Genomic DNA, 25103 nt, shown 5'->3' on the forward strand with positions numbered 1-25103 from the left:
GATGAAGCCGATGGTGCCGAAGCGGCGGGCGACGTCCGTGCGGACCTGGTGCCGGCGGTGCGCTAGGGGGTGGCGGAGCGCACTTCTCCGTACGTCGTCCCCGGAGCCGCTCGCTCACCGAGGGTGCCGCGGACCAGCAGGAACTGCGCCGACGCGTAGGTCAGCATGATCCACAGGTCGGGGCGCGGCGGCTGGGGCCAGCCTGCGACGCCGGTCGCGATGAGGGTGTCGGAGAGCATGAACAGCGCCCCGCCGGCCGCGGCGAGGGGGCCGAGACGGACGGCCGCGGTGTACGCCATGGCCGTGAGCAGGGTGCTGTAGCAGACTACGGGGACGCGCAGGTCCGCCGGGAGGCCGGGCCACAGGAGGGCGACGGTGGCGGTGAGGGCGACGGCGTAGGCGGGCGCGAGGAGGGCGGCACGCGCGCGGGGCGGGCCGTGCCGCCGGAAGAGGGCGAGGTAGCAGACGTGCCCGGCGGCGAAGCAGGCCATGCCCGCGAGGAAGGCCCCCCGCGCGTCGGAGAGCAGCAGCGTGTCGCCGCCCCAGCCGCAGAACAGGGCCGCGACCACCAGGAGGCCCGGGGCGCCGCACGAGGCGGCCCACGCGGCCAGCAACGGCATCAGCAGGGGCTTGGCGACGGTGTGCCCGGGGTCGCAGCCGGCCGCCAGGCAGACCAGGTCGACGGCGCTGGCCGCCGCGAACGCCCCGAGCAGGACGCGGGAGCGGGTCACGCGGCCACGGTCTCCCCGGCCGGCTCCGGCGCGGGCGCGGGCTGCCACCCGGGCCCCCGGAAGACCCGCCCGGCCCGCTCACGCCAGCTCCCGGCCGCCTTCAGGTCCCTGGCGATGGCCACGTACTCGTGGGTCGCCACCTTGATCGGGTTGTACGTGTTGATGTTCTTGGTCAACCCGTAGACGGGCCGTTCCACCTCGGGCACCCAGGAGCCGAAGATCCGGTCCCAGACGATGAGGATGCCGCCGAAGTTGCGGTCCAGGTAGCCGCCCTGGGAGGCGTGGTGGACGCGGTGGTGGGACGGCGTGTTGAGGACGAACTCGAACCAGCGCGGCATCTTGTCGATGCGTTCGGTGTGGATCCAGAACTGGTAGACGAGGTTCGCCGAGGAGCAGAAGGCGAGGGCGGCCGGGTGCACGCCGGCGGCGACGAGGGGGACGTAGAACGGCCAGACCGTCAGGGATGTCCAGGGCTGGCGCAGCGCGGTGGTGAGGTTGAACTTCCGGCTGGAGTGGTGGACGACGTGACAGGCCCACAGGATGCGGATGACGTGGTGGCCGCGGTGGGACCAGTAGTAGAAGAAGTCCTGCGCGAGCAGCATCAGGGGGACGGTCCACCACAGGACGGGCACGCGCAGGGGCGTCAGTTCGTAGATCGCCGTGTAGACGGCGACGATCGGGATCTTCCACAGGAAGTCGAAGACGAGGCTGCCCAGGCCCATGCCGACGCTCGTCGCCGCGTCCTTCGCCTCGTATCCCGCGTCGTCCTCGTCGGGATGGACGCGCACGCTGATCATCTCGACCACGGTGAGCAGCACGAAGGCGGGTATCGACCACAGCACGACATCGGGCAGGTTCGGCATGGGGGCACCGTAGAACCGCCGGTGAGCGGCGGCTAGACGTTGTTACTGACAAGTATTACCAACGGTACGCGCTTGCTTCTTGGCGATCTCCGCCAATCCCCGCCAATCCCCGCCGGTCTCTGCCAATCCCCGGTCTACACACCGGCGGCCCCGAGCAGTGCCCCGGCCGCGTAGGTCACCCCCATCGCCAGCGCCCCGCCCGCCACGTTGCGCACCACCGCGCGGCCCGGTTTCGCCGCGCCCAGACGGGCGCTGGTCCAGCCGGTGACGACGAGGGCGGCGAGGACCGAGACGACCGTGATCCACACGCGCCAGCCGGCCGGCGGCAGGACGATGGCGAGGAGCGGCAGCAAAGCGCCCACGGTGAACGCCAGGAAGCTCGCCCAGGCCGCGTGCCAGGGGTTCGTCAGCTCGTCGGGGTCGATACCGAGCTCCACGCGCGCGTGCGCCCGCAGGGCGTCGCGTTCCGTGAGCTGCTCGGCGGCCTCCCGGGCCACCTCACGGGAGAGGCCGCGGTCGGCCAGCAGGGTCGTCAGCTCCTCCAGCTCGGCCTCCGGCTGCTCGCGCAACTCCCGCCGCTCCATGGCGAGGGCGGCCATCTCGGAGTCCCGTTGGGTGGACACCGACACGTACTCCCCGGCGGCCATGGACATCGACCCGGCGAGCAGTCCCGCGAGGCCGGCCGTGAGCAGTGCCGCCCGGTCGTCCGTCGCGCCGGCCACGCCCACGACCAGACCGGCGGTGGAGACGATGCCGTCGTTCGCGCCGAGGACGGCCGCGCGCAGCCAGTTGAGCCGCTGCCCCAGTGCGCCGCCGTGGGCCTCGTCGTGCGTTGGTTCCGTCACACCGGGAGGATGCCACCCCCGGCGTCACCACACGCGTACCGACGCTCCTCGCGCGAACACCGGGCTCGTCGCCCCGGCGGGCGGCTCGGCGAGCGGCTCGGCCAGTTCCTCGACCGTCGGGCCGACCTTCGCGGCGATGGGGTCCAGCACGGCCAGGTCGAAGCCGTAGACGCGGGCCGCGTTGCCCCCGACCATCGCCGCGACCTCGGCGCGCGGCACGCGCGCGTAGGCGTGGCGCAGGCCCTCGCGGGAGTACGGGTAGGTGCCCTCGTCGTGCGGGTAGTCGCTGCCCCACATGATCTTGTCGAGGCCGATGCGGTCCCGCAGCGGGACCTCGTGGGGGCGCATGAAGCTGGCGCCGACGAAGCAGTTGTCGCGCCACACCTCGGAGGGCGCCTTGCCCATGCGGGCGGCGAGGCCGGCGCCGAACTTGGACTCGGCGGTGGACGCCTTGGTCGCGGCGGCCACCAGGCGGCCGTGGTAGTAGTCCAGCATGTCGAGCACCCCGGGGATCCAGCCGGAGCCCTGCTCGGTCAGGACCAGCCTGAGCCCGGGGTGGCGGCGGAAGGCGCCGCCGAAGACCAGGTGCCACAGGGCCCGGTGGGAGAACCAGGTCGTCTCGACCATGAACACCGCGCGGGCGGCCGGTTCGTCGCCCAGCGGGGGCGAGGCCGAGCCGGCGTGGTGGTTGACGGGCACGCCCAGCTCCTCGCAGACGGCCCAGATGGGGTCGTACGCCTGCGAGTAGAGCTCCGGCAGACCCGAGCCCGGCGGAGTGCCGGGCAGCAGCAGTCCGCCCGTCAGGCCGGCCCCGACCGCCCACCTGATCTCCTTGACGGCCTCCTCGACGTCGTTGAGGAGGATCTGGAAGACGCCGGCGCGCCGGCCCGGTGCGGCGGCGCAGAAGTCGGCCAGCCAGCGGTTGTGGGCGCGCAGGCCCGCCCAGCGGCGTTCGAACTCCGCGGCGGTGGGCGCGGGGGCCATCAGGGAGCCGGAGGGGAAGAACGGCGGGATGGTGTTGGGGAAGACCACCTCCGCGACGATGCCGTCCTCCTCCAGCTCCGCCAGGCGGCGTTCGGAGTTCCAGTTCTTGTCGGCGGTGTCGGCGACCAGGTCCTCGTAGGGGTTGACGTACGTGGCCGCCCAGGCGTCGAAGTCGTCGTGGTGGCGCCTGTCCAGGTACGGCTTGTAGTCGAGCAGATCGGCCCCGGCGTGGCAGTCGGCGGAGATGACGGTGTACCGGTCGGTCACGGCGTCACCCCCAGCGCCGGGAAGTCGTGGCCGGTCAGCCAGTGCCGGCCCACCTCGCGCGAGCGGGCCCAGGAGGCCTCCACGGCCGCCTGGTCGGCGGACTGGCCGAGGTCGGCCGGGGTGGGGCCGATGCGGCGGGCCAGCGGGGTCAGCCCGGCGACGTCGAAGCCGAAGACCTCCGCCGCGGCCAGGCCCAGCATGCGGCGGGTCTCGGCGACCGGGATGTCGTGGAAGGTGCGGCGCAGCCACGCGCGCGTGTCGGGCCAGGTGCCCTCGGGGTGCGGGAAGTCGCTGCCCCACAGGATGTTGTCGACGCCGATCTCGTAGCGCTGGGCGAGTTCGCGGCGCTTGGTGTTGGTCGCGCAGACGAAGACCTGCCGGTCGAGGTACTCGCTGGGCGGGCGCTTCAGCTCCTCGAAGGGCGACAGCTTCTTGCCGCCGTGCGCGCCGAGGTAGAGGCGGTCCATGAACCACAGCAGGTTGGGCAGCCACCAGCAGCCCGACTCCGCGACGCCGAAGCGCAGTCCCGGGTGGCGTTCGAAGACGCCGGACCACAGCAGGAACCACAGGGGGCGGGCGGGCCACCAGGTCACCTCGCTGACGTAGATGCCGAGATGGTCGCCGTACTCGTGGCGCGGGGCCGCCCCGGAGTGGGTGAGCACGGGCATCGCGCACTCGGCCGCCGCCGCCCACACCGGGTCGTAACGGCGGTCGTGGTAGGGCTCCTTGTCGACCCACATGGAGGGGATCATCAGGGCGCCGAGGCCGGACTCCCTGGCGCGGTGGACCTCGGCGACGACCCGGTCCGGCTCCGCCGTGAGCGGCAGCAGGGCGACTCCGCAGTGCCGTTCGGGATGCTCGGAGACGAAGTCCGCCAGCCAGCGGTTGTGGGCCTGCGCGCCCGCCATGCCCAGCTCGGGGTCCTGGTCGCCGGAGAGGCCGAGGCCCACCCCGAAGGGCGCGGCGGTGCGGCTGTCGACCGCGTCGGCGTCGGGGAAGACCACCTCGGCCGCCACCCCGTCGCCGTCGAGCTCCTTCAGCCGCTGCGCCGTCTCCCAACCGCCGCGCAGGCCCTCCTCGTTGTCCTCGAACCACTTGGCCGCGAACGCCTCGTTGCGGATGCCGAGCCGGTTCATCTCCTCGCGGCGCCGGTCGCGCCCGGCGAGGAACTCGTCGAAGTCCCGGTGGAACCGGGCCTCCAGGTAGGGCCGGTACTCCTCGGTGGGCAGCCCGGCGTGGCAGTCGGACGAGATGATCAGGTACGGGTCCTGGTCGGTCACGTCGGCCCCCTCAGTCCAGGATGAAGCTCTCTAGGTACGACGGGTTCGAGCGCTCCAGCATCGAGCGCGCCCGCGCCCGGATCTGCGCGTCGCTGTGCTCGCTCTCGGGCAGCATCCAGAAGCGGTCCGCGCGGATGCCGGCCACGACGAGGTCCGCGACCTCCTCCACGGGCGTGAAGCGCACCTCGCGCCCGGCCTCCCGCATCGCGGCCTCCCACTGGTCGAGGCTGCGGTACGGCGTCCGGCGCGGCCGTTCCTTGGCGTACCGGGCGGGCCGGTTGCGGTGCGACTCCCACAGGCCGGTGCGGAGCATGTGCGGGCCGGGGAAGAGCACCGACGCGCCCACGCGCGCGTGCTCGGCCTTCAGATGGGCGTACAGGGACTCGGTCAGCGTGACGACGGCCGCCTTGGTGACGGCGTACACGGAGGCGGTGGGCAGCGGGGCGATGCCGCCGTCACCGGAGGATGTATTGACCACATGACCGGGTTGACCCGACTTGATCATCCTCGGGACGAACGCCTGGACGCCATGGAAGACGCCCCACACGTTGACGGCGAACGCCCACTTCCAGTCGTTCGGTTCGTGCTCCCACATCCGCCCCTCGGCCCCCGAGCCCACCCCGGCGTTGTTGCACAGCACATGCACGGCCCCGTAGGTGTCGTACGCCGACTCCGCGAGGTCGAACACCTGCCGGCGCTCGCCGACGTCGACCACGCGCGCGTGCACGTCGGCGCCCTCGCCGCGCAGGAGTCCGGCCGCCTTGTCGAGCGCGCCCTCCTCCACGTCGGCGAGGACCACCTTCAGCCCCTCGGCCGCGAACCGCCGTGCCATCGCCAGGCCGATCCCGCTCGCGGCACCGGTGACGACGGCGACCTGGCCTTCCTGAAGCTCCATCAGACGCCCCCCTCGGGGGGCGCGTCGAGGACGTGCAGCGGATCGTCGTAGCGCTGGTGCGCGTACGGCAACAGCGCCTGCGCGCCGACCCGTTCGACGACCCGGCCGCGCTGGTCGCTGGTCTTCTCGCCGAGGGTGATGTCGACGAGCCGCAGGACGGGCAGGTCGGCCACGGGGTCGTACGCCGACTCGCGCAGGACGACCTCCCCGGTGACCCGCTCCAGCCGGCGCACCTTCTCCTCGCGCAGGCAGTGCACGAGCACCGGGTCTCCGTCGAAGCCCGAACCGTCCACGGCGGGCAGGAACTTGAAGTAGAAGTCGGTCTTCCGGCTCGGTTCCGGCGGCGCCAGCTCCCCGGCGACCGTGCCGCGCACCTCGACGAAGGCGATGCCGTGCCGGGCCATCGACGCCCGGACGACGGGCCCGTCCCGTTCCACCGTCACCTCGCCGAGCTTCTTGGGCTCCCCGAAGACCTCACGGCCGCCGACGAGGGCCCGCTCGTGGGTCATCGGCATGACGAGCGGGTACCAGCCGTCGACGTCGTCGTGCCGGGCGGCGACCGCGAACGAGCCCGCGCCCAGCGGGTATCCGGGCAGGTCGACCCTGCTGATGTTGACGCGGGCCAGCGGCCGGTCGGCCGGTTTCAGCGGTGGCGGCAGGACGGCGGCGACCGCGTCCGGGTCGGTCTCCCACAGGGCCACCACGCCCGTCGACCAGATGTCGGGAAGTCTGGAGCCCGCCGTGCGCGCTGCGGCGAGTTCCGCCTCGGTCCGTGCGCCGTACCGTACGCGTGCCATCCGTCGTACCGCCCCTCATAGGCCGTCAAGCGCCGGGCGGGGAGCACGGTTGCACCAGGTGCGCAAAAGGTCCATAGCCGCGCGCCCGGACATTCCGTACGCGGGGCACCTGTTGGCGGGGAGTGTCAGTGGCGGCCCGTATCCTCAGGGACCATGCTCGAAGACCGTACGACCGCAGCGTCCTCCGCCACGGCGTGGCCGGCCGCGTATCCGCAGGGATACGCGGTCGTTGACGTGGAGACCACCGGCCTGGCCCGGGACGACCGGATCATCTCCGCGGCCGTCTACCGGCTGGACGCGCGCGGCGAGGTCGAGGACCACTGGTACACGCTGGTCAACCCGGAGCGCGATCCGGGGCCGGTGTGGATCCACGGTCTGACGAGCGAGACGCTCCAGGCCGCTCCCCTCTTCACGGACATCGCCGAGGAGTTCGCGTCCCGGCTTCAGGGGCGGGTGCTCGTCGCGCACAACGCGGTCTTCGACTGGCAGATGATCGCCCGGGAGTACGCGCGCGCGGGGCGCGAGGCGCCGGTGCGTCAGCGGCTGTGCACCATCGTGCTGGCCAAGGAGCTGGGCCTGCCGCTGCCCAACCACAAGCTGGAGTCGCTCGCCGCGCACTTCGGGGTCGTCCAGCGGCGGGCGCACCACGCGCTCGACGACGCGCGCGTGCTCGCGGAGGCGTTCCGGCCGAGCCTGCGGGCCGCGGCCGCGGGCAGCGTCCGGCTGCCGCTGCAGGAGTGCCGGCCGCTGACGGAGTGGTCGGACCGGCCCGTACCCCGGCAGTCGTCGAGCGGCTACCGGCCGAGCAGTTGGCGGCCCTCGCGCAAGCGGCCCGCGTGCCCGTACCCCAACCCCGGGCGCTACGAAGAGGGCAAACCGCTCAAACAGGGCATGCGGGTCGCCTTCTCGGGGGACACCTCGGTCGACCGCGAACTGCTGGAGGACCGCGCGGTCGAGGCCGGGCTGCACGTGGCCACCAGCCTGTCCCGGCTGACGAGCCTGCTCGTCACGAACGACCCGGACGCGTACACCTCGAAGGTGGTCAAGGCCCGGCAGTACGGGACGCCGATGGTGGACGAGGCGGCGTTCGGGCAGTTGCTGCGCGATGTGGAACCCGCAGACGGGTGATTGCCGCGCGACTCGCCCGCAGCCCACTCGCCCGCGCGGCGGCGACGGCTCACCCTGTGGCGCATGGCGAGATGCGAAGTTTGCGGCAATGACTACGGAATGACCTTCGAGGTGCACGCGCAGGGCGCGGTGCACGTCTTCGACTGCTTCTCCTGTGCCATCCACCGCATGGCACCAATCTGCGAACACTGCCGTGTCCAGATCATCGGCCAGGGCGTCGAGGTCGAGGGCCACTGGTACTGCGGCGCGCACTGCGCCCGCGCGGAGGGCAGGGCGGGCATCGTCGACAAGGTGTGACCCGCCACGGGCCCGCCGCCCACCGGCCACCAACCCGCCACCCGCCTGAACGCACCCCACGACCGAGTTGTACGGTCGTGGGGTGTACCGCTTCCTTCTGTCCCGGCAGTGGGTGATCCTCACCCTGGTCGCCCTGCTCCTGATCCCCACCATGATCAGGCTGGGCATCTGGCAGATGCACCGCTACGAGGAGCGCAGCGCCCGCAACCAGCTGGTCTCCGACGCCCTGCACGCCAAGCCGGTACCCGTGGAGCGGCTCACCTCGCCGGGCCACACCGTCACCACCCACCAGCGGTACCGCACGGTCACCGCGACCGGCACCTTCGACACCGCCCACGAGGAAGTCGTCCGGCGCCGCACCAACTCCGACGACGAGGTCGGCTACCACGTCCTGACCCCCTTCCGGCTCACGGACGGCACGGTCCTGCTGGTCAACCGGGGCTGGATCCCCGCCGACGGCCCCAGCCAGACCGCCTTCCCCAAGATCCCCGCGCCGCCGGCCGGCCAGGTCACCATCGAGGGCCGGCTGATGCCGGACGAGACGACCGCGGCGAGCGGCATCAAGGACCTCAAGGACCTGCCGGACCGCCAGGTCATGCTCATCAACAGCGAGGAGCAGGCGCGCCGGCTCGGCGCCCGGGTGCTCGGCGGCTACGTGCAGCAGACGGCCCCCGACCCCAAGGGCGACACGCCGGAGCAGATCTCCGACCCGGGCAAGGAAGACGCCCCGCTGAACTACGCGTACATGATCCAGTGGTGGCTGTTCGCCGCGGGCGTCCCGGTCGGCTGGTGGGTGCTCGTACGGCGTGAGGTGCGCGACCGCACCGAGGCCGCCGCCAAGGAGCGGGCGGACCGGACGGAACCGGCCTCGGTCTAGCCGGTCACCCGCCCGGCGCACCCCGGGATTGTCGGGCCTCTTCGCCGGGAACCCGCACTTGCGTGCACCCGCGCATCGAGGACTACGCCCTGATCGGCGACGAACAGACCGCCGCACTGGTCGGCAAGGACGGCTCGGTCGACTGGTTGTGCCTGCCGCGCTTCGACTCGGCCGCCTGCTTCGCCCGGCTGCTCGGCGACGAGGACAACGGCCACTGGCGCATCGCCCCCAAGAACGCGCACGGCCCCTGCACCCGGCGCGCCTACCGCCCCGACACCCTCGTCCTGGACACCGAGTGGGAGACCGACGAGGGCGCGGTGCGCGTCACCGACCTGATGCCCCAGCGCGACCGGGCCCCCGACCTGGTACGCGTGGTCGAGGGTCTGCGCGGCGAGGTCACCGTCCGCAGCACGCTGCGCCTGCGCTTCGACTACGGCTCCATCGTGCCGTGGATGCGCCGCTCCAAGGGGCAGCATGTCGCGATCGCCGGGCCGGACTCGGTGTGGCTGCGCACCGAGCCGGCGGTGCACAGCTGGGGCGAGGACTACGGCACGCACGCCGAGTTCACCGTCAAGGAGGGCGAGAAGGTCGCGTTCGTCCTGACCTGGCACCCCTCGCACGAGCCGCGCCCACCGCGCAACGACCCCTTCCGGGCACTGGAGAACAGTGTCGCCGGCTGGCGGTCCTGGGCCGCCGCCTGCCGCTACGACGGTCCGTACCGGGACGCCGTCGTGCGCTCCCTGATCACCCTCAAGGCCCTCACCTACGCGCCGACCGGCGGCATCGTCGCCGCCCCCACCACCTCGCTGCCCGAGGAGATGGGCGGGGTGCGCAACTGGGACTACCGCTACTGCTGGCTGCGGGACGCGACCCTCACCCTGGGCGCGCTGCTGGAGTGCGGCTACCACGAGGAGGCGGAGGACTGGCGGAACTGGCTGCTGCGCGCGGTCGCGGGCGACCCGGCGGACCTGCAGATCATGTACGGCGTGGCGGGCGAGCGACGGCTGCCGGAGGTCGAACTGCCGTGGCTGTCCGGCTTCGCCGGCTCCGCGCCCGTACGCATCGGCAACGACGCCGTCAACCAGCTCCAGCTGGACGTGTACGGGGAGGTCATGGACTCCCTGTCGCTGGCGCGCCGTTCGGGTCTGTCCACCAGGCCGCACATGTGGGCCATCCAGCAGGCCCTGATGGACTGGCTGCGCGACGAGTGGCGGCAGCCGGACGAGGGGCTGTGGGAGGTGCGCGGCGGGCGGCGCCACTTCGTCCACTCCAAGGTGATGGTGTGGGTGGCCGCCGACCGGGCCGTGCGCGCGCTGGAGGAGTACCCGGAGCTGGACGGCGACCTCGACGGCTGGCGCGAGATGCGCGACGAGGTGCACCGCGAGGTGTGCGAGAAGGGCTACGACGCCGAACGGGGCACGTTCACGCAGGCGTACGGCTCCCGCGAACTGGACGCCGCGCTGCTGCTCATCCCGCGCGTGGGATTCCTGCCCGCGGACGATCCGCGGGTGACCGGCACGATCGACGCGATCCGCGAGGAGCTGGGCCACGGCGGCTTCCTGCGCCGCTACAGCACCGACGAGACGACCGTCGACGGGCTGCCCGGCCAGGAGGGGACCTTCCTCGTCTGCTCGTTCTGGCTCGCCGAGGCGCTGCACGCGGCGGGCCGCCGCAAGGAGGCCCGGGAGCTGTTCGAGCGGGTGGTGGGCCTGGCCAACGACGTGGGGCTGCTGTCCGAGGAGTACGACCCCGTCGCGGGCCGTCAGCTCGGCAACTTCCCGCAGGCTTTCAGCCACATCGGACTGGTGAACACCGCCCTCGCCCTGTTCGGGGAGGACGGGGCAGGATAGAGGCCATGGATCTTGGACTGAAGGACCGGGTGTACATCGTCACCGGGGCCACGCGGGGCCTCGGCAACGCCGCCGCGCGCGAGCTCGTCGCCGACGGCGCGAAGGTGGTCGTCACCGGGCGCGACGAGAAGCGGGTCGCCGACGCGGCGGCCGAGCTGGGGCCGAACGCGGCGGGGATCGCCGTGGACAACGCGGACGAGGACGCGCCGGCGCGGCTCATCACGGCGGCGCGGGAACGGTTCGGCCGGTTCGACGGCATCCTCGTCAGCGTCGGCGGGCCGCCGGCCGGGTTCGTCGCGGACAACACGGACGAGCAGTGGCGGGCCGCGTTCGAGTCGGTGTTCCTCGGAGCGGTACGGCTCGCGCGGGCCGCGGCGGCGGAGCTGGAGCCCGGCGGTGTCATCGCCTTCGTGCTGTCGGCGTCGGTGTACGAGCCGATCCCCGCGCTGACCATCTCCAACGGGCTGCGGCCCGGTCTCGCCGGGTTCGCGAAGTCGCTCTCGGACGAGCTGGGGCCGCGCGGCATCCGGGTCGTCGGGCTGCTGCCCTCGCGCATCGACACGGACCGGGTGCGGGAGCTGGACGGCCTGTCGGCCGACCCCGAGGCGACCCGCGCGGCCAACGAGTCCCGCATCCCGCTGCGCAGGTACGGCACGCCGGAGGAGTTCGGGCGGGTGGCGGCGTTCCTGCTGTCGCCGGCCGCCTCCTACCTGACCGGGATCATGCTGCCGGTCGACGGTGGGATGCGGCACGGCTTCTGACCGTCAACTGACCCTTTCCGCACGGTGTTTGGCGGCGCTCAGCCTGACCTCCGCGGGGAGTGCCGCCAGGCCGGCCGAGTCGCGGGCGCGGGCGAGGGACCTGGTGGTGAGGTGCTCCAGGGCCGTCGCCGGGTCCACGTGCGGTTCCAGCCGGAGCGCCACGCGGGTCTCGGGGGCGTTGCGGCGGCCCGTCAGCCGTACGTGGGTGTGCGCCACGCCCTCCGCCTCGGCCGCGTCCGACGCCAGTACGCCCTCCAGGGCCCGGCCCCGCAGCAGGGCGCCCTCGCCGTCGCCGGTGTCGATCAGGACCTCGGTCAGGCGGCGCCGGCGCAGGACGGCCGTCAGCCACCACAGGGCGAGCAGGACGAGGACGGCCAGCACGGCCAGGACCGTCGGCCACCACCAGGCGTCGCCCCGGAAGTGGGTGCGTTCGGAGTCGCTGAGCAGGACGTCGTGCCGGCCGTCGTGGATCCACCAGGACGGCGGCGGCGCGCCGAGGCCCACGGCCAGGACGGAGCCGCCCAGGACGACGAGGACGAGCCCGACGACGCCGGTCAGTACGCGGTTGACGGTCCTGAGCACGGCGCTCACCCCTTCCGTCCGGGACGCTGTACGTGGACCGACAGCGCGGGCGGGTGGGCGAGCCCGAGTCCCGCGATGGCGTCGCTGAGCGTGGCGTCGAGGTCGTCGTGCACGTCGTCCAGGTCGCGGAAGTGCGCGACGGCCCGGACGTCGGCGCGGGCGCGGCCCACCCGCACCCGGACCGACTGGACGCCGGCGATCTCCATCGCGCGGTCGCGCAGCACCAGGGCGGCGGCCTCGCGGTGCAGTCCGGCGCGGACGTCGGGGTGGGTGCGCCGCATGGTCAGCACACCGCGCAGGCCGGGCGTGACGGCGAGGACGACCAGCCACAGGCCGAGGACCACGGCGACGCCGGCACCGACCAGGACCCAGGTGTCGTCGAGTGGCCGCTCGGCGAGCTGCCGGGCGAGGTCGCGGCGCCAGCGCAGGGCGGGCCGGTGGGCGCGGACGGCGGCGATGTCGTAGAGGAAGGCGCCCGCGAGGACGAGCAGGAGGAGCGCCGTGATGGCCGCGGGGACGCGGCGCGCCGACCAGAAGCGCCCCGCGCCGCCTTCGACGACGGGCGGTGGTGGTGGCGGTGGACCGTACGCCGCCTCCGTGCCGGTGTCCTTCTCCAGGACCGGCAGTCGCTGTGTGGTGCTCTCCGAGCCCTGGGGCTCGCTCATCGCGTCCTCCCCTGTGCCGCGCCGTGCGCCGGTGCCAGGTGCAGCCGTTCCACGACGACGGCGACCTCCGGCACCTCCATTCCCACCAACGCGCGTACCCGCTCCGCGACATGCCGACGCACCTCGGCGCAACGCGCGCCGATGGCGCAGGGGTAGTCGAGGTCGAGATGGAGGCGGAGGTGGGCGGAGTCGTGCCGGACGACGACGGTGGCGTGCGGCGGCGCGGCCTGTTCGGGGAGTTCGCCGAGCGCTTCGCGGGCGGCCCGCGCGGCGATCTTCGCCACGACCCGGTCGGCGATCCGGGTGGCCCCGCGCTCGCCGGGCGCGACGACCACCCGGGGTCTGCGCAGTTCGCCGGCGCCCGCGCTCACGCTCACGTTCGTCACCGCCGCCGGTCGTCACGTGTGCGGAAGAAGTCGCCGATCTCCAGGTCCCCCTCCAGGAAACGACCGACGACGAAGCCGATGGCGCCCAGCGCCGCCACCAGCAGGAAGGCCCCGAAACCGCCGAAGTATCCGGCGAACCCCAGCGCCATTCCGGCGATCATGCCGACCACGGCCGTGCTCATGGTGCCCTCCTCCGCTCGCCGGTCCCGGCCCTACTGGATCCGGGGCTCCGGCTCCTCGTCCTCTTCCTCGGGCAGTTTCACATCACTCACCGCGATGTTGACCTCGACGACTTCGAGGCCGGTCATGCGTTCCACCGCCGCGATGACGTTCTCGCGCACCGCCTTGGCGACGTCGGAGATCGACACGCCGTAGTCGACGACGATCTCCAGGTCGAGGGCGGTCTGCACCTCGCCGACCTCGGCCTTCACACCGCGGGTGACGGACTTCGAGCCGCCGGGGACGCGGTCGCGCACGGCGCCGAAGGTGCGGCTGAGGCCGCTGCCCATGGCGTGCACGCCGAGGACGTCCCGGGCGGCGAGGCCGGCGATCTTCTCCACCACGCCGTCGGCGATCGTCGTCCGCCCCCGGGTGGCGGGGTCGCCGCCGCCGCGCCGGGTCGCCTGTGCCTTGCGGGTCGCGGGGGTCTCGGGCACCTCCTGCTCGCCCGCGGGGGTCCGTGTCCGGTTCTGCTCCGTCATGTCGGTCATCGCCGTACGTCCCTTCGGATCGACGTCCTGTGACCACCGTAAGTGGGGTTGCCGCGCTGTGCCCCGGGGATGCGGCAGGCTGGAGGAATGACGGCGGAGCGATGGGCGTATGCGGTGCGGCATCAGCTGGGCCTGGGGAGACTTCTGCCCCTGGGCGGGGCGCGCGACGGGGCGTGGATCTCCGAGGAGGCGGTCGGGGCGGTGCTGCGGCGGGCGGCCGCGGAGCTGCGCGGGGTGCGGCTGGAGGGGGTGCGGATCGCGCTCGCCGATCCGGCGGAGGCGCGGGAGGCGGTCGTACCGGCACCGCCGAGCGCGTTGCCGCCGGGGGCGCTGCGGGTGACGGCGGACTTCGCGGCCACGGCGGCCGAACCGCTGCCGGTGGCGGCGGACCGGTTGCGCACGGCTCTGTCGGCGGCCACCGAGTGGCTCGGGCTGGCGGTGACGGAGGTGGACCTGCGGGTCGTGGCCCTGCTGGACGAGGAGCCGGAGCTCGCGCCGGCCCCGGTTCCACGCCCACCGGAGGGCCCGCCGCCTGCCGGCCCGGACGAGGAACGCGCGACGGCGGCCGTCCTGGCCGTGCCGGGGGTGACGGGGCTGACCGGGGGCCTCGGACGCGCGGTGCACATCGAGGACCGGGCGACGGACGCCGGCCTGCCCCGCCGCCACGTCCGCGTGGAACTGACGACCGACGCGGACCACCGGACCGTGGAGGTGACCCGACGAGTCCGCGAAGCGGTCGCGTCAGCCCTGCCGGACGGACCGACGGTGGCGGTACTGGTGACGGCGGTGGACTGAGCGCCACACCCGCCGACGGGACGAGACAGCCGAGGCCGACGGACGCCTGCGGCGCACAGGCCACCAGGCCGACCGCCGACCGGACGAGACGGGCGGGGCCGACGGACGCCTGCGGCGCACAGGCCACCAGGCCGACCGCCGGCCGGACGAGACAGGTGGGGCCGACCACGACGTACGCCCGCAGCGCGGCAGCGGGAGCCGAACGCCGCAGCCGATCGCCGACCGGACGAAACGGCCGCAACCGACCACCGAGGGACACCCGCGGCGCGCCAGCGGGGACCGAGTACCGCAGCCGACCACCGGCCCGGCACCCGTGGCGCGGCGGCGGGCTTGACACGGGAGCCGCCGCCGGACGGGACAGGCGGGGCCGACCACCGACGGACGCCCACAGCGCAGCAGCGAGGGGTTGGGCACCATAGCCGACCGGGCTCCTGCGGCGCGGCGGCGGGCCGAGTGTCGGCCGGAGGAGGTGGCCGGGGGCGACCATCGACGGACGTCCGCGTGGCGGCGGCGGGCTGGACACCGGAGCCGCCGCCGCCGGACGGGACAGGCGGGGCCGACCACCGACGGACGCCCACAGCGCAGCAGCGATGGGCTGGGCACCGCAGCCGACCGGACTCCTGCGGCGCGGCAGCGGGGCCGAGCGCCGCAGCCGACCGCCGGCCGGAGGAGACGGCCGGAGCCGACCATCGACGGACGCCCGCGTGGCGGCGGCGGGCTGGACACCGGAGCCGCCGCCGGACGGGACAGGCGGGGCCGACCACCAACGGACGCCCGCGGCGCAGCAGCGAGGGGCTGGACACCGGAGCCGCCGTCGGCGGACGGGACGGGCGGGGCCGACCACCGACGGACGCCCGCGGCGCAGCAGCGAGGGGCTGGGCACCGTAGCCGACCGGGCTCCTGCGGCGCGGCGGCGGGGCCGCGTGTCGGCCGGAGGAGGTGGCCGGGGGCGACCATCGACGGACGTCCGCGGCCTGGGGGCGGTGGGCTGGGCACCGGAGTCGGCTGCCGGCCGGACGGGTCGGGTGGGCGGAGCCGCAGTGCTGGCCGGGTGTCCGTGGCGTGGTGTCGGGTAGCCGACGGGGGCGTCGGCGGGTGGTGGGTTCGGGGTCGGCTTACTCGCCCAGGCCCGCGAGGTCGCGTAGGCGGCGGGACTGGGAGGCGCGTTCGGCGGCGCGCTGGTCGTCGTAGGAGCGGGACGTGGCGCCGCGCAGGAGGGCCTTGGTCTCGATCACGGCGTCGCGGGGGGCGGCCAGCAGAGCCGCGGCGAGGTCGTGGACGGCGGCGTCGAGCTGCTCCGCGGGCACGGCGAGGTTCGCCAGGCCGGTGCTCACGGCCTCCTCGGCCGTCACGAAGCGGCCCGTCGCGCAGATCTCCAGCGCGCGGGCGTAGCCGACCAGGCTGACCAGGGGATGCGTGCCGGTCAGGTCCGGGACCAGGCCGAGGCTGGTCTCGCGCATGGCGAACTGCACGTCGTCGGCGACGACGCGCAGGTCACAGGCGAGCGCGAGCTGGAAGCCCGCGCCGATGGCATGCCCCTGGACGGCGGCGACGGACACGATGTCGCTGCGCCGCCACCAGGTGAACGCCTCCTGGAACTCGGCGATCTTCGCGTCGAGTTCGCCGTCGCTGCTGCGCGCGAGGTCGATGAAGGTCGGCTCCCCCTCGATTCCCTCGGGGGTGAACATCCGCCGGTCGAGGCCGGCCGAGAAGGACTGGCCCTCACCGCGCAGCACGACGACCCGGACCGACCCCGGCAGCAGCCGACCGGCCTCGGTGAGCGCACGCCACATCGCGGGGCTCTGCGCGTTGCGCTTGGCGGGGTTGGTCAGCGTCACCGTGGCGATCGCGTCGTCGACGGCGAGCCGTACGCCGTCCTTGTCGAGAACCGGACCGAGGTCCTTCGCGGGCGAAGCCATGGGGCGCCTCCGATGAGTGCGGTCAGCAGAGCAAGCTGCAAGCTAAGTGACTGCACAGTAACCACCCGGCCGGTCAGCCGACCGACCGGGTGGCCACCATCGAAGCCGATGGGCCGCCCGGATCAGGACGAGGCGGCCTTCTTGCCCCGGGTCGCACCGCCACGCCCACGAAGCGTGACGCCCGACTCGCTGAGCATCCGGTGGACGAAGCCATACGAGCGGCCGGTCTCCTCGGCCAGTGCCCGGATGCTCGCACCGGAGTCGTACTTTTTCTTCAGGTCTGCCGCGAGCTTGTCGCGCGCGGCGCCGGTCACCCGGCTGCCCTTCTTCAGAGTCTCGGCCACCCGTGCCTCCTCATGGGAAGTGCGCTCTGGTCTCCTCATGATCACCCCTCCGAGCCGTCATGGCCACCCATTCGGCAAGGTCCGTGAGACAGGGTTTTGACGACAGGAGCACATCCCCACATGCGGAATCTGTGATTCCGCAGAGTCCTGTTCGTTGGGCCGAACGGGTTCTTCCGAGAAGTGCCAGGTCAGCGACGCGGCGCGGCCGAGCCCTTGTCGATAAAGGGCTCGGCCGCGAAATCGATGTAGGACACACCTCGGTACGAGGAGATCTCACACAGATGGTGGATCACCGCTAGGCCGAATGATCCATACGCCGTTGATCACGCATTCGATCACGCGAGGGCGACGAGGTCCGCGTAGTCGGAACCCCACAGATCCTCGACGCCGTCCGGCAGCAGGATGATGCGCTCCGGCTGGAGCGCCTCGACCGCGCCCTCGTCGTGCGTGACCAGCACGACCGCGCCCTTGTAGGTGCGCAGCGCGCCGAGGATCTCCTCGCGGCTGGCCGGGTCGAGGTTGTTGGTGGGCTCGTCGAGCAGGAGGACGTTCGCGGAGGAGACGACCAGGGTGGCCAGGGCGAGCCGGGTCTTCTCACCGCCGGAGAGCACGCCGGCCGGCTTGTCGACGTCGTCGCCGGAGAACAGGAACGACCCCAGCACCTTGCGGACCTCGACCAGGTCCATGTCGGGGGCGGCCGAGCGCATGTTCTCCAGAACCGTGCGGTCGGCGTCGAGGGTCTCGTGCTCCTGCGCGTAGTAGCCGAGCTTGAGGCCGTGACCGGGGACGACCGCGCCGGTGTCGGGCTGCTCGACGCCCGCGAGGAGCCGCAGCAGGGTGGTCTTTCCCGCGCCGTTGAGACCGAGGATGACGACCCGGGAGCCCTTGTCGATGGCCAGGTCGACGTCGGTGAAGATCTCCAGGGAGCCGTACGACTTCGACAGGCCCTCGGCCATCAGCGGGGTCTTGCCGCAGGGCGCGGGCTCCGGGAAGCGTAGCTTGGCGACCTTGTCGGACTGCCGGACCGCCTCCAGACCGGCCAGCAGCTTGTCGGCACGCCGGGCCATGTTCTGCGCGGCGACCGTCTTGGTGGCCTTGGCGCGCATCTTGTCGGCCTGCGAGTGCAGCGCGGCGGCCTTCTTCTCGGCGTTGGCGCGCTCGCGCTTGCGGCGCTTCTCGTCGGCCTCGCGCTGCTGCTGGTACAGCTTCCAGCCCATGTTGTAGATGTCGATCTGGGCGCGGTTGGCGTCCAGGTAGAACACCTTGTTGACGACCGTCTCGACCAGGTCGACGTCGTGGGAGATGACGATGAAGCCGCCGCGGTAGGTCTTGAGGTAGTCCCGCAGCCAGATGATCGAGTCGGCGTCGAGGTGGTTGGTCGGCTCGTCGAGCAGGAGCGTGTCCGCGTCGGAGAAGAGGATGCGGGCGAGCTCGATACGGCGGCGCTGACCGCCGGAGAGCGTGTGCAGGGGCTGGCCGAGGACCCGGTCGGGCAGGTTGAGCGCGGCGGCGATGGTGGCGGCCTCGGCCTCGGCGGCGTACCCGCCCTTCGTCAGGAACTCGGTCTCCTGGCGCTCGTACTGCTTGAGGGCCTTCTCGCGCGTCGCGCCCTGGCCGTTGGCGATGCGCTGCTCGTTCTCCCGCATCTTGCGCAGCAACACGTCCAGGCCGCGCGCGGAGAGGATGCGGTCGCGGGCGAGGACGTCGAGGTCGCCGGTGCGCGGGTCCTGCGGGAGGTAGCCGACCTCGCCGGAGCGCGTGATGGTGCCGGCGGCGGGGATGCCCTCGCCGGCCAGGCACTTGGTGAGGGTCGTCTTGCCCGCGCCGTTGCGGCCGACCAGGCCGATGCGGTCGCCCTTGGCGACCCGGAAGGTGGCGGACTCGATGAGGACTCGGGCGCCGGCGCGCAGCTCGATACCGGAGGCGGAGATCACGGACATGCTCCAGGGCGGACAGAGGGTTGACGGGTGGGCGGCTGAGGACGTTCCCGCCGTCTAATGCGCGAGGAGAATGGCCATGGGAGAAGTCTAACGGGGGCGCGCAAGCGGTTTTTCCGTGCGTCACAAGGGAGTGATCGGCATGGCAGGCATGGGCGGCGGACGTCCGAGCATCTACCCGACGCTGCTGTACGCGGACGCGAAGGCGGCGATCAGGCAGCTCACGGAGGCTTTCGGCTTCACGGAGCTGTCGCTGTACGAGGGCGAGGACGGCTCGGTGCTGCACGCCGAGCTGGTGCAGGGCAACGGCGCGGTGATGATCGGCTCCAAGGGCCGCGGCGGGGTCTTCGACGCGGCGATGAAGGACGCGGGCACCACCGGGGTGTACGTCGTGGTGGACGACGTCGACGCACACCACCGGCAGGCCGTGGAGCACGGCGCGGAGATCCTGATGCCCCCGACGGACCAGGAGTACGGCTCACGGGACTACATGGCCCGTGACGTCGAGGGCAACGTCTGGAGCTTCGGTACGTACGCACCCGAGCTGGGCGGCTGACGCCCCGGGGCCCTATCCCCCGGTGTGCACCTGGAAGGCGGCCCGGCGTACGGCCTTGGCGAGGGCGGGGTCGGGGTGGGCCGCGGCGAGGGCGACCAGGACCTGCACGGTGCGCGGGTGACCGACGGCGCGGACCTCGTCGAGCAGGGCGGGCACGGTCGGCTGCAGGGCCGACTCCAGGTGCCGTACCAGCATCGGGGCCTCGCCGTGGTCGGCGACGGCGGCGGCGGTGTCGACCCACAGCCAGGTGGCCTCTTCCCGGGTGAGCACCTCGTGGGCGTCCTCCGGGTCGACGCCGTCGTGCTCGGCCAGCCACAGCAGGGCGTACGGCCGCAGGGTGGGCTCCTCGGCGACCGCGCGCACGTCGGGCTCGGCGGGGGCGCCGACGACGCGCAGCGCCTCGAAGGCGAGGCCGCGCAGCAGGGCGTCGTCGCCGCGGGCGGCGTCCAGCAGCTCGGTGACGGCGCTGCCGACGGGGCGGGCGGCGAGCCAGGCGCGGTACTCGGCGCGGGCCGCGTTGGGGCGCAGCTGGGCGCAGCCGCGCAGCATCTCCTCGGCGGAGCCCTCGATGTTGCCGGCGGGGCTCTGCGCGGCGACGCAGATCTGCTCCAGCTTCACCCACACCGCCCAGCTGCCGAGCGGGGTGAGCGTGGCGTGGCCGTCGCCGTAGGTGAGGGCGCCGACGGAGGCGAGGGCGTGCAGGGCCCAGTCGAGGAGGGGGGCCAGCGACGCGTCCGCGGGCTGCGGCGGCTCGGGCTCGGTGGGCTCCGGCTGCGGTCCGTAGGGGATCTCGCAGCGTTCGGTGCGCAGCTCGGTGACGCGCTGCTCCAGCAGGTCCAGGAGCTGCTCGACGGGGACGGGGCCCGCGGACAGCTGCAGGAAGGAGAGCACCTGGGGCATGGCCGAGACGACCTCGGCGACGGCGGCGGGCTCGTGGTCCGCGGGCTCGGGATAGGCGAGCGACCAGGCGTCGAAGAGGGCGACCCAGCCGCGCAGCACGGCGCTGTCGTCCCGGTCCCAGGCGCGCAGCCGCCAGCCGGGGCGGGCGCTGTCGCCGTGCACCTCGACCAGGCCGGCGAGGCGGGCGGTGTCCCAGTCGGCGCGGACCTGAGCCGGGGTCAGGCCCAGATCCCGTGCCGCCCGTTCGGCGGTGGCCTCGGAGAGGGTGGCCTTGCCGTCGGCGGTCGCGGCGTCGCCGCCGGGGCCGAGGGCGGCGTCGGCCCAGTGCGCCACGCGGGCCGCGGCGGCCAGGCCGGAGCGTGCCATTCTGGCCAGCTCCGCGGGGGCGGGCGTGCCCTCCGGCGGGCGGGGTGCGGCGCGGCGTGGGCGCCGCTGGTTCACGGCTGTGGGGGCGGCGGCCAGGGGTCGCGGGCGGACGAGTCGAAGCCTGGAGTCGCGCGGGATACGGGACGTCACGGGTGCAGTCTTCCGGTTGACGGTCGGAAAACCCAAACGGAATGTCACGGCGGGCGACGGGGATGGCCAATGCCGGGCCCGAGCGAGCCGCTCGGAGCCGGGATCAGGCCAGCGGTTGGACGTTAAACGGAATCGTGGCGGCGGGCGTGCGAGTGGGCGCCGTCGGGTCACATCAGCGGGGTCAGGAAGCGGCGCAACGCTTCTTCGTACGCCTTCGGGTCGGCGTTCCACATCGCCGAGTGCGGGGCCTGGCGGACGGTGTGGAGGGCGACCAGGCGGGGGTGGGCGTCGGCCAGGCGACGGGAGTGCTCCCAGGGGGCCAGGCGGTCGTCGGGGCCGTGGAAGACCAGGGTGGGCACGGTGAGCCGCGGGACCTCGGCGCCGTCGTCCTCCAGTCCGGTGCGTCCCTGGGCCGCGCGGACCGCGAGCGGCAGCAGGGGGCCGGGGGTGCGGCGGGCGGAGGCGAGGGCGCGCAGGGTCGTCGCCCAGCTCAGGACCGGGGAGTCCAGGACGAGTCCGGAGACGCGCTCGCGCAGTCCGGAGTGCGCGGCGGCGCGCAGCGCCATGGTGGCGCCGGTGGACCAGCCGTGCAGGACGACCTGCCGGGCGCCGTAGCGCACGGCGTAGCGGATGGCCGCGTCCAGGTCGCGCCACTCGGTCGCGCCGAGGTGGCCCAGGCCGTCCCGGGGGCGGGGGGCGCCGAGGTCGCCGCGGTAGGCGAGGGAGAGCACCGGGAAGCGCTGGTCGTGCAGGAACCGCATGACGTTCATGGGGAGTTCCCGGGTGGTGCCCAGGCCGTGCACGGCGATGATCCAGGTGTCGCGGGCGCCGGGGACGAACCAGGCGGGCAGCGCGCCGAGTTCGCCGGGGACGTCGATGTCGGCGTGGTCGAGGCCGAGGGCGTCGCGGGGGTTGCCGACGTGGACGTTCGGGGTGAACCACACCTTGTCGCCCGGTTCCAGGGTGCCGTGCGTGACGCGTTCGAGGCGGCGTACGACGGTGTCGGCGGAGTGGGTCGCCGCGCCGAGGACGGGGCCGACGACGGCGTGGGTGCCGTCGCCGGCGAGGCCGTAGGTGCCCGGGCGCAGGGCGGCCAGGTCGCGGGTGAGGGCGACCTGGCCGGCGGCCGTGGCGTGCACGGTGAGCCGGGGTTCGGTGGGCAGGGGTTTGCCCGGGGGCGCCTTGAGCGCGGCGTCGCTTGCGAAACGACCGGCGGCCACGGAGGCTGCGCCGGCTGCCAGGGCTACGGTGACGGCGGCGGCCGTCGCTTTGACAGTGCGCACCCGTCCAGTGTCCTGTCCGACCCCGACGGCGGCCAGCCGGGGCCCGGGGCGGGGTGACGGTGGTGACGGGGCGGGTGGTTGGCCAGCGCCAGGTGGAGCGGGAGTGCACTGAAGCGAGGGGCGGCGGCGCGAGGGGGTTGGCCAGCGCCGGGCGGCCGGGCGGCCGGGCGAGGAGGCTGTGTCAGCGCCGGGCGCGGGACGGGAGTGCGCGACAGCGAGGAGGCGGCAGCACGGGAGCGCGCGCGGCAGCGCCGGGCGGCGGGGCGAGGGGGTGGCCAGCGCCGGGCGGCGGGGCAAGGGGGGTGGTCAGCGCAGGGCGGCGGAGCGGGAGCGACGAGGCGGCAGCATGGGAGCGCCTGCGGCAGGGCGGGGGCGCGCCGTAGCGCCGGGCGGCAGCACGACCGTGCGTGCCAGCGACGAGTGCGGTGCGCTGCCGTGCAGCAGCACCGGGCAGCAGCACACAGTGCGCGGTGCCGCCGGGCGGCGGGGCGGGAGGGTGTGGCACCGACAGGCCGCAGGGCGGGGCTGGGCAACGACGAGGCGACGGGGCGGGAGTGCGCCGTAGCGCCGGGCGGCAGCACGATCGTGCGTGCCAGCGACGAGTGCGGCGCGCTGCCGTGCAGCAGCACCGGGCAGCAGCACACAGTGCGCGGCGCCGCCGGGCGGCGGGGCGGGAGCGTGTGGCACCGACAGGCCGCAGGGCGGGGTTGGGCAACGACGAGGCGACGGGGCGGGAATGCGCCGTAGCGCCGGGCGGCAGCACGACCGTGCGTGCCAGCGACGAGTGCGGTGCGCTGCCGTGCAGCAGCACCGGGCAGCAGCACACAGTGCGCGGTGCCGCCGGGCGGCGGGGCGGGAGGGTGTGGCACCGACAGGCCCCGGCGCGGGGGTTCGGCAAGCTGCGGGCCCGGACATCGTGGTGGGGTCCCCTCGCGGCGGGGCAGCGGACCGGTGTCCTGCGAACCGGCGGCGCGCGAGCCGGTGTCCAGCGAACAGTGACCTGCGAGCCGGTGTCCAGCGAACCAGTCACCTGCGAGCCGGTGTCCAGCGAACCGGCGGCGAGCGGACCGGTGTGCCGTGAACCGGACGCGGGCAGACCGGTGTGCCGTGAACCGGCGGCGCGCGAACCGGTCCTTCTGTGAACCGATCGCGCGGCGTCCTGGCCTCTGGTCAGCTCCGTTGGCCGTATCCCCGTAGCTTTTCCCCCACCTCCGCCACCTGTTCGGGGGTGAGCAGATGGGGGGTCAGGCCCGGGATCGAGGACGCCGTCAGCCACAGGTGGCACATCCACTCCAGCTGGGCCGTGCGGTCGTAGGCCTGGTCGAGGGAGGTGCCGTAGGCGATCGTGCCGTGGTTCTGCAGGAGGCAGGCGGTGCGGCCGGCGAGGGCCTGGAGCATGTTCTCGGCCAACTCCCGGGTGCCGTATGTCGCATAGGGGGCGACTCGGACAGGGCCCCCGAGAGCCGCGGTCATGTAGTGGATCGTCGGGAGCTCGGCGACGAGCGTCGAGACGGCCGTGGCGCGCACGGCGTGCGTGTGCACGACGGCGCGCGCGTCGGTCGAGCGGTAGACGGCGAGATGCATGGGCAGTTCGCTGGTCGGCACCAGCGCGCCGAGGACCTGCCGGCCGTCGAGGTCGACGCCGGTCACGTCGTCCGGCGTGAGCCGGTCGTACGGCACGCCCGACGGCGTGACCAGCACGGTGTCGCCGACGCGCACGGAGACGTTGCCGGAGGTGCCGACGACCAGCCCGTCCGCCACGGTGCGGCGGGCCGTCGCGACGAGGGACTCCCAGGCGTGCGCCTCCTCCTCGCGCACACCCCTCCCCCACTCCTCCGGCACATACGGCGCACCCTCCCGGCCACCCCGCCCGTCCCCCTGGTCCCGATGCTGTTCAGCCATGCCGCGATCCTGCCAGGGGCCCGTCCGGCGCGCCGCCGGGTCGGGGCACTCTAGGCCGGAACCACCCCCTCCGGAAGGGTACTTACCGGGGCATTTGCCGCGTCGAATCGCCTTGGCCGGAGATCGGCGAGCGCTCAACGATCTTCCAGTAATCTCCGGGTGATTTGTCGCACACGTCGCCATTCCGGGGGAAACATGGCCCGCGACCGCACACCGCCCCACCCGTCTCCGCGCCGCCGCACCGCCCGCCTCGTCGCGGCATCGGCGGCGGCGCTCGTCGTCGCGGCGAGCGCGCTCGCCGGCTCTCCGGCATCGGCCGCGGACCTGCCGAAGGGGCACGACGTCTCCTCACACCAGAAAAACGTCGACTGGTCCGCGGCGAAGGCCAAGGGCGCCACGTTCGTCTACGTCAAGGCGACCGAGTCGACCACCTACCGCAGCCCGTACTTCGCCCGGCAGTACGACGGCGCCCGCGCCGCCGGGATCATCCGCGGCGCGTACCACTTCGCCCGGCCGGACACGTCGTCGGGCCGCGCGCAGGCGGACTTCTTCGTGGGCAACGGCGGCGCCTGGACGGCCGACGGCTGGACGCTGCCGCCCGCGCTCGACATCGAATACAACCCGTACGACGCCAGGCACAAGTGCTACGGCCTGAGCAAGAGCGCCATGGCCGGCTGGATCAGGTCCTTCAGCGACGAGGTGCGGCGCCTGACCGGCCGCCGTCCCGTCCTGTATACGACCACCCACTGGTGGAACGCCTGCACGGGCGGCAGCCGCGCCTTCGCCGCCGACCACGCGCTGTGGATCGCCCGTCACGGCTCGTCGGACGCGGGGGCGCTGCCGGCCGGATGGTCGCTGTGGACCTTCTGGCAGTACGACAACAGCGGCAGCCTGCCGGGTGACCAGAATCTCTTCAACGGCTCCCGGGCCCGGCTGAAGCGGCTGACCCTGGGCCACTGACCCGGCATACACCCCGAGGACCGCCTCAGTTCATCTTCCGTTCACTCAGGTTGCCTACGGTCAACCGACCGAT

Annotated in this window: 26 protein-coding genes; 8 read left to right on the forward strand and 18 right to left on the reverse strand. The window is 73.5% G+C overall.

Annotated elements, in window-relative coordinates:
* Window positions 1-62 precede the first annotated feature (62 nt).
* From ACYF6T_RS06890 to ACYF6T_RS06920, 7 genes are all read right to left on the reverse strand, one after another.
* Complete coding sequence (locus ACYF6T_RS06890) at window positions 63-731, reverse strand: lysoplasmalogenase (RefSeq protein WP_461694252.1); 669 nt, start codon at window positions 729-731, stop codon at window positions 63-65.
* Window positions 728-1594, reverse strand: a complete 867-nt coding sequence (locus tag ACYF6T_RS06895; RefSeq protein ID WP_461694254.1) for a sterol desaturase family protein — start codon at window positions 1592-1594, stop codon at window positions 728-730. The genes ACYF6T_RS06890 and ACYF6T_RS06895 overlap by 4 nt, the downstream gene beginning before the upstream one ends.
* Window positions 1595-1728: 134 nt before the next feature.
* Window positions 1729-2439, reverse strand: a complete 711-nt coding sequence (locus tag ACYF6T_RS06900; RefSeq protein WP_461694255.1) for a VIT1/CCC1 transporter family protein — start codon at window positions 2437-2439, stop codon at window positions 1729-1731.
* Window positions 2440-2463: 24 nt separating this feature from the next.
* Window positions 2464-3690 (reverse strand): amidohydrolase family protein, encoded by a 1227-nt coding sequence (locus ACYF6T_RS06905; protein WP_461694256.1) that lies wholly within the window; start codon window positions 3688-3690, stop codon window positions 2464-2466.
* The gene (locus ACYF6T_RS06910) at window positions 3687-4970 is read right to left on the reverse strand and encodes an amidohydrolase family protein (protein WP_461694257.1); all 1284 of its coding nucleotides are present in this window, start codon (window positions 4968-4970) and stop codon (window positions 3687-3689) included. The genes ACYF6T_RS06905 and ACYF6T_RS06910 overlap by 4 nt, the downstream gene beginning before the upstream one ends.
* A gap of 10 nt (window positions 4971-4980) precedes the next feature.
* Window positions 4981-5865, reverse strand: a complete 885-nt coding sequence (locus ACYF6T_RS06915; RefSeq protein WP_461694258.1) for an SDR family NAD(P)-dependent oxidoreductase — start codon at window positions 5863-5865, stop codon at window positions 4981-4983.
* Entirely contained in the window at window positions 5865-6662 is a 798-nt protein-coding gene (locus ACYF6T_RS06920) for an acetoacetate decarboxylase family protein (protein WP_461694259.1), read from the reverse strand. The genes ACYF6T_RS06915 and ACYF6T_RS06920 overlap by 1 nt, the downstream gene beginning before the upstream one ends.
* A gap of 153 nt (window positions 6663-6815) precedes the next feature.
* Between ACYF6T_RS06920 and ACYF6T_RS06925 the strand changes: the two genes are divergently transcribed.
* The 5 genes from ACYF6T_RS06925 (at window position 6816) to ACYF6T_RS06945 (ending at window position 11575) form a co-directional block, all read left to right on the forward strand.
* Complete coding sequence (locus ACYF6T_RS06925) at window positions 6816-7790, forward strand: DEDDh family exonuclease (RefSeq protein ID WP_461694260.1); 975 nt, start codon at window positions 6816-6818, stop codon at window positions 7788-7790.
* Between the two features lie 63 nt (window positions 7791-7853).
* Entirely contained in the window at window positions 7854-8087 is a 234-nt protein-coding gene (locus ACYF6T_RS06930) for a hypothetical protein (RefSeq protein ID WP_461694261.1), read from the forward strand.
* 82 nt (window positions 8088-8169) lie between these two features.
* Entirely contained in the window at window positions 8170-8964 is a 795-nt protein-coding gene (locus ACYF6T_RS06935) for an SURF1 family cytochrome oxidase biogenesis protein (protein ID WP_461694263.1), read from the forward strand.
* A 62-nt stretch (window positions 8965-9026) separates the two neighbouring features.
* On the forward strand, window positions 9027-10814 hold the full coding sequence (locus ACYF6T_RS06940; RefSeq protein WP_461694265.1) for a glycoside hydrolase family 15 protein: 1788 nt from the start codon (window positions 9027-9029) through the stop codon (window positions 10812-10814).
* 5 nt (window positions 10815-10819) lie between these two features.
* On the forward strand, window positions 10820-11575 hold the full coding sequence (locus tag ACYF6T_RS06945; RefSeq protein WP_461694266.1) for an SDR family oxidoreductase: 756 nt from the start codon (window positions 10820-10822) through the stop codon (window positions 11573-11575).
* 3 nt (window positions 11576-11578) lie between these two features.
* Here the strand turns inward: ACYF6T_RS06945 and amaP are convergent, their stop codons facing one another.
* Genes amaP through ACYF6T_RS06970 form a run of 5 tightly spaced genes read right to left on the reverse strand, consistent with a single transcriptional unit; the run spans window position 11579 to window position 13918 of the window.
* A complete protein-coding gene (gene amaP / locus ACYF6T_RS06950; RefSeq protein WP_461694267.1) occupies window positions 11579-12166 on the reverse strand; it encodes an alkaline shock response membrane anchor protein AmaP in 588 nt (195 codons plus the stop codon).
* Window positions 12163-12822: a DUF6286 domain-containing protein gene (locus ACYF6T_RS06955; protein WP_461694268.1), complete on the reverse strand. Its 660-nt coding sequence runs from the start codon at window positions 12820-12822 to the stop codon at window positions 12163-12165. The genes amaP and ACYF6T_RS06955 overlap by 4 nt, the downstream gene beginning before the upstream one ends.
* Window positions 12819-13193: an Asp23/Gls24 family envelope stress response protein gene (locus tag ACYF6T_RS06960; RefSeq protein ID WP_461694763.1), complete on the reverse strand. Its 375-nt coding sequence runs from the start codon at window positions 13191-13193 to the stop codon at window positions 12819-12821. Before ACYF6T_RS06960 ends, ACYF6T_RS06955 begins: the two co-directional genes overlap by 4 nt.
* An 11-nt stretch (window positions 13194-13204) precedes the next feature.
* Complete coding sequence (locus tag ACYF6T_RS06965) at window positions 13205-13390, reverse strand: hypothetical protein (protein ID WP_461694269.1); 186 nt, start codon at window positions 13388-13390, stop codon at window positions 13205-13207.
* A gap of 30 nt (window positions 13391-13420) precedes the next feature.
* Window positions 13421-13918 carry an Asp23/Gls24 family envelope stress response protein gene (locus ACYF6T_RS06970; RefSeq protein ID WP_461694270.1) on the reverse strand — a complete coding sequence of 166 codons (498 nt, stop codon included), beginning with the start codon at window positions 13916-13918 and terminating at the stop codon, window positions 13421-13423.
* Window positions 13919-14005: 87 nt separating this feature from the next.
* Here ACYF6T_RS06970 and ACYF6T_RS06975 point away from each other — a divergent pair, with 87 nt between their 5' ends.
* On the forward strand, window positions 14006-14713 hold the full coding sequence (locus tag ACYF6T_RS06975; RefSeq protein WP_461694272.1) for a nucleopolyhedrovirus P10 family protein: 708 nt from the start codon (window positions 14006-14008) through the stop codon (window positions 14711-14713).
* A 1115-nt stretch (window positions 14714-15828) separates the two neighbouring features.
* Here ACYF6T_RS06975 and ACYF6T_RS06980 read toward each other — a convergent pair.
* The 3 genes from ACYF6T_RS06980 to ACYF6T_RS06990 form a co-directional block, all read right to left on the reverse strand.
* The gene (locus ACYF6T_RS06980; RefSeq protein WP_461694273.1) at window positions 15829-16632 is read right to left on the reverse strand and encodes an enoyl-CoA hydratase/isomerase family protein; all 804 of its coding nucleotides are present in this window, start codon (window positions 16630-16632) and stop codon (window positions 15829-15831) included.
* Between the two features lie 122 nt (window positions 16633-16754).
* Window positions 16755-16976, reverse strand: coding sequence for a helix-turn-helix domain-containing protein (locus ACYF6T_RS06985; protein WP_004002281.1), 222 nt, complete (start codon window positions 16974-16976; stop codon window positions 16755-16757).
* Window positions 16977-17311: 335 nt separating this feature from the next.
* Entirely contained in the window at window positions 17312-18910 is a 1599-nt protein-coding gene (locus ACYF6T_RS06990; RefSeq protein ID WP_461694764.1) for an ABC-F family ATP-binding cassette domain-containing protein, read from the reverse strand.
* Window positions 18911-19055: 145 nt separating this feature from the next.
* Here ACYF6T_RS06990 and ACYF6T_RS06995 point away from each other — a divergent pair, with 145 nt between their 5' ends.
* Window positions 19056-19469: a VOC family protein gene (locus tag ACYF6T_RS06995; protein WP_461694296.1), complete on the forward strand. Its 414-nt coding sequence runs from the start codon at window positions 19056-19058 to the stop codon at window positions 19467-19469.
* Window positions 19470-19481: 12 nt separating this feature from the next.
* On the opposite strand, the gene ACYF6T_RS07000 is transcribed toward ACYF6T_RS06995, so the two are convergent.
* The 3 genes from ACYF6T_RS07000 to ACYF6T_RS07010 all read right to left on the reverse strand — a co-directional run bounded on the left by ACYF6T_RS07000 (window position 19482) and on the right by ACYF6T_RS07010 (window position 24070).
* Complete coding sequence (locus ACYF6T_RS07000) at window positions 19482-20885, reverse strand: hypothetical protein (protein WP_461694298.1); 1404 nt, start codon at window positions 20883-20885, stop codon at window positions 19482-19484.
* Between the two features lie 167 nt (window positions 20886-21052).
* Complete coding sequence (locus tag ACYF6T_RS07005) at window positions 21053-22168, reverse strand: alpha/beta hydrolase family protein (RefSeq protein WP_461694300.1); 1116 nt, start codon at window positions 22166-22168, stop codon at window positions 21053-21055.
* A gap of 1170 nt (window positions 22169-23338) precedes the next feature.
* Window positions 23339-24070, reverse strand: coding sequence for a class II aldolase/adducin family protein (locus tag ACYF6T_RS07010; RefSeq protein WP_461694301.1), 732 nt, complete (start codon window positions 24068-24070; stop codon window positions 23339-23341).
* Between the two features lie 195 nt (window positions 24071-24265).
* On the opposite strand from ACYF6T_RS07010, the gene ACYF6T_RS07015 reads away from it, so the two are divergent.
* Entirely contained in the window at window positions 24266-25030 is a 765-nt protein-coding gene (locus ACYF6T_RS07015; protein WP_461694302.1) for a lysozyme, read from the forward strand.
* Window positions 25031-25103 lie beyond the last annotated feature (73 nt).

The organism is Streptomyces sp. 7R007, from assembly GCF_054850255.1.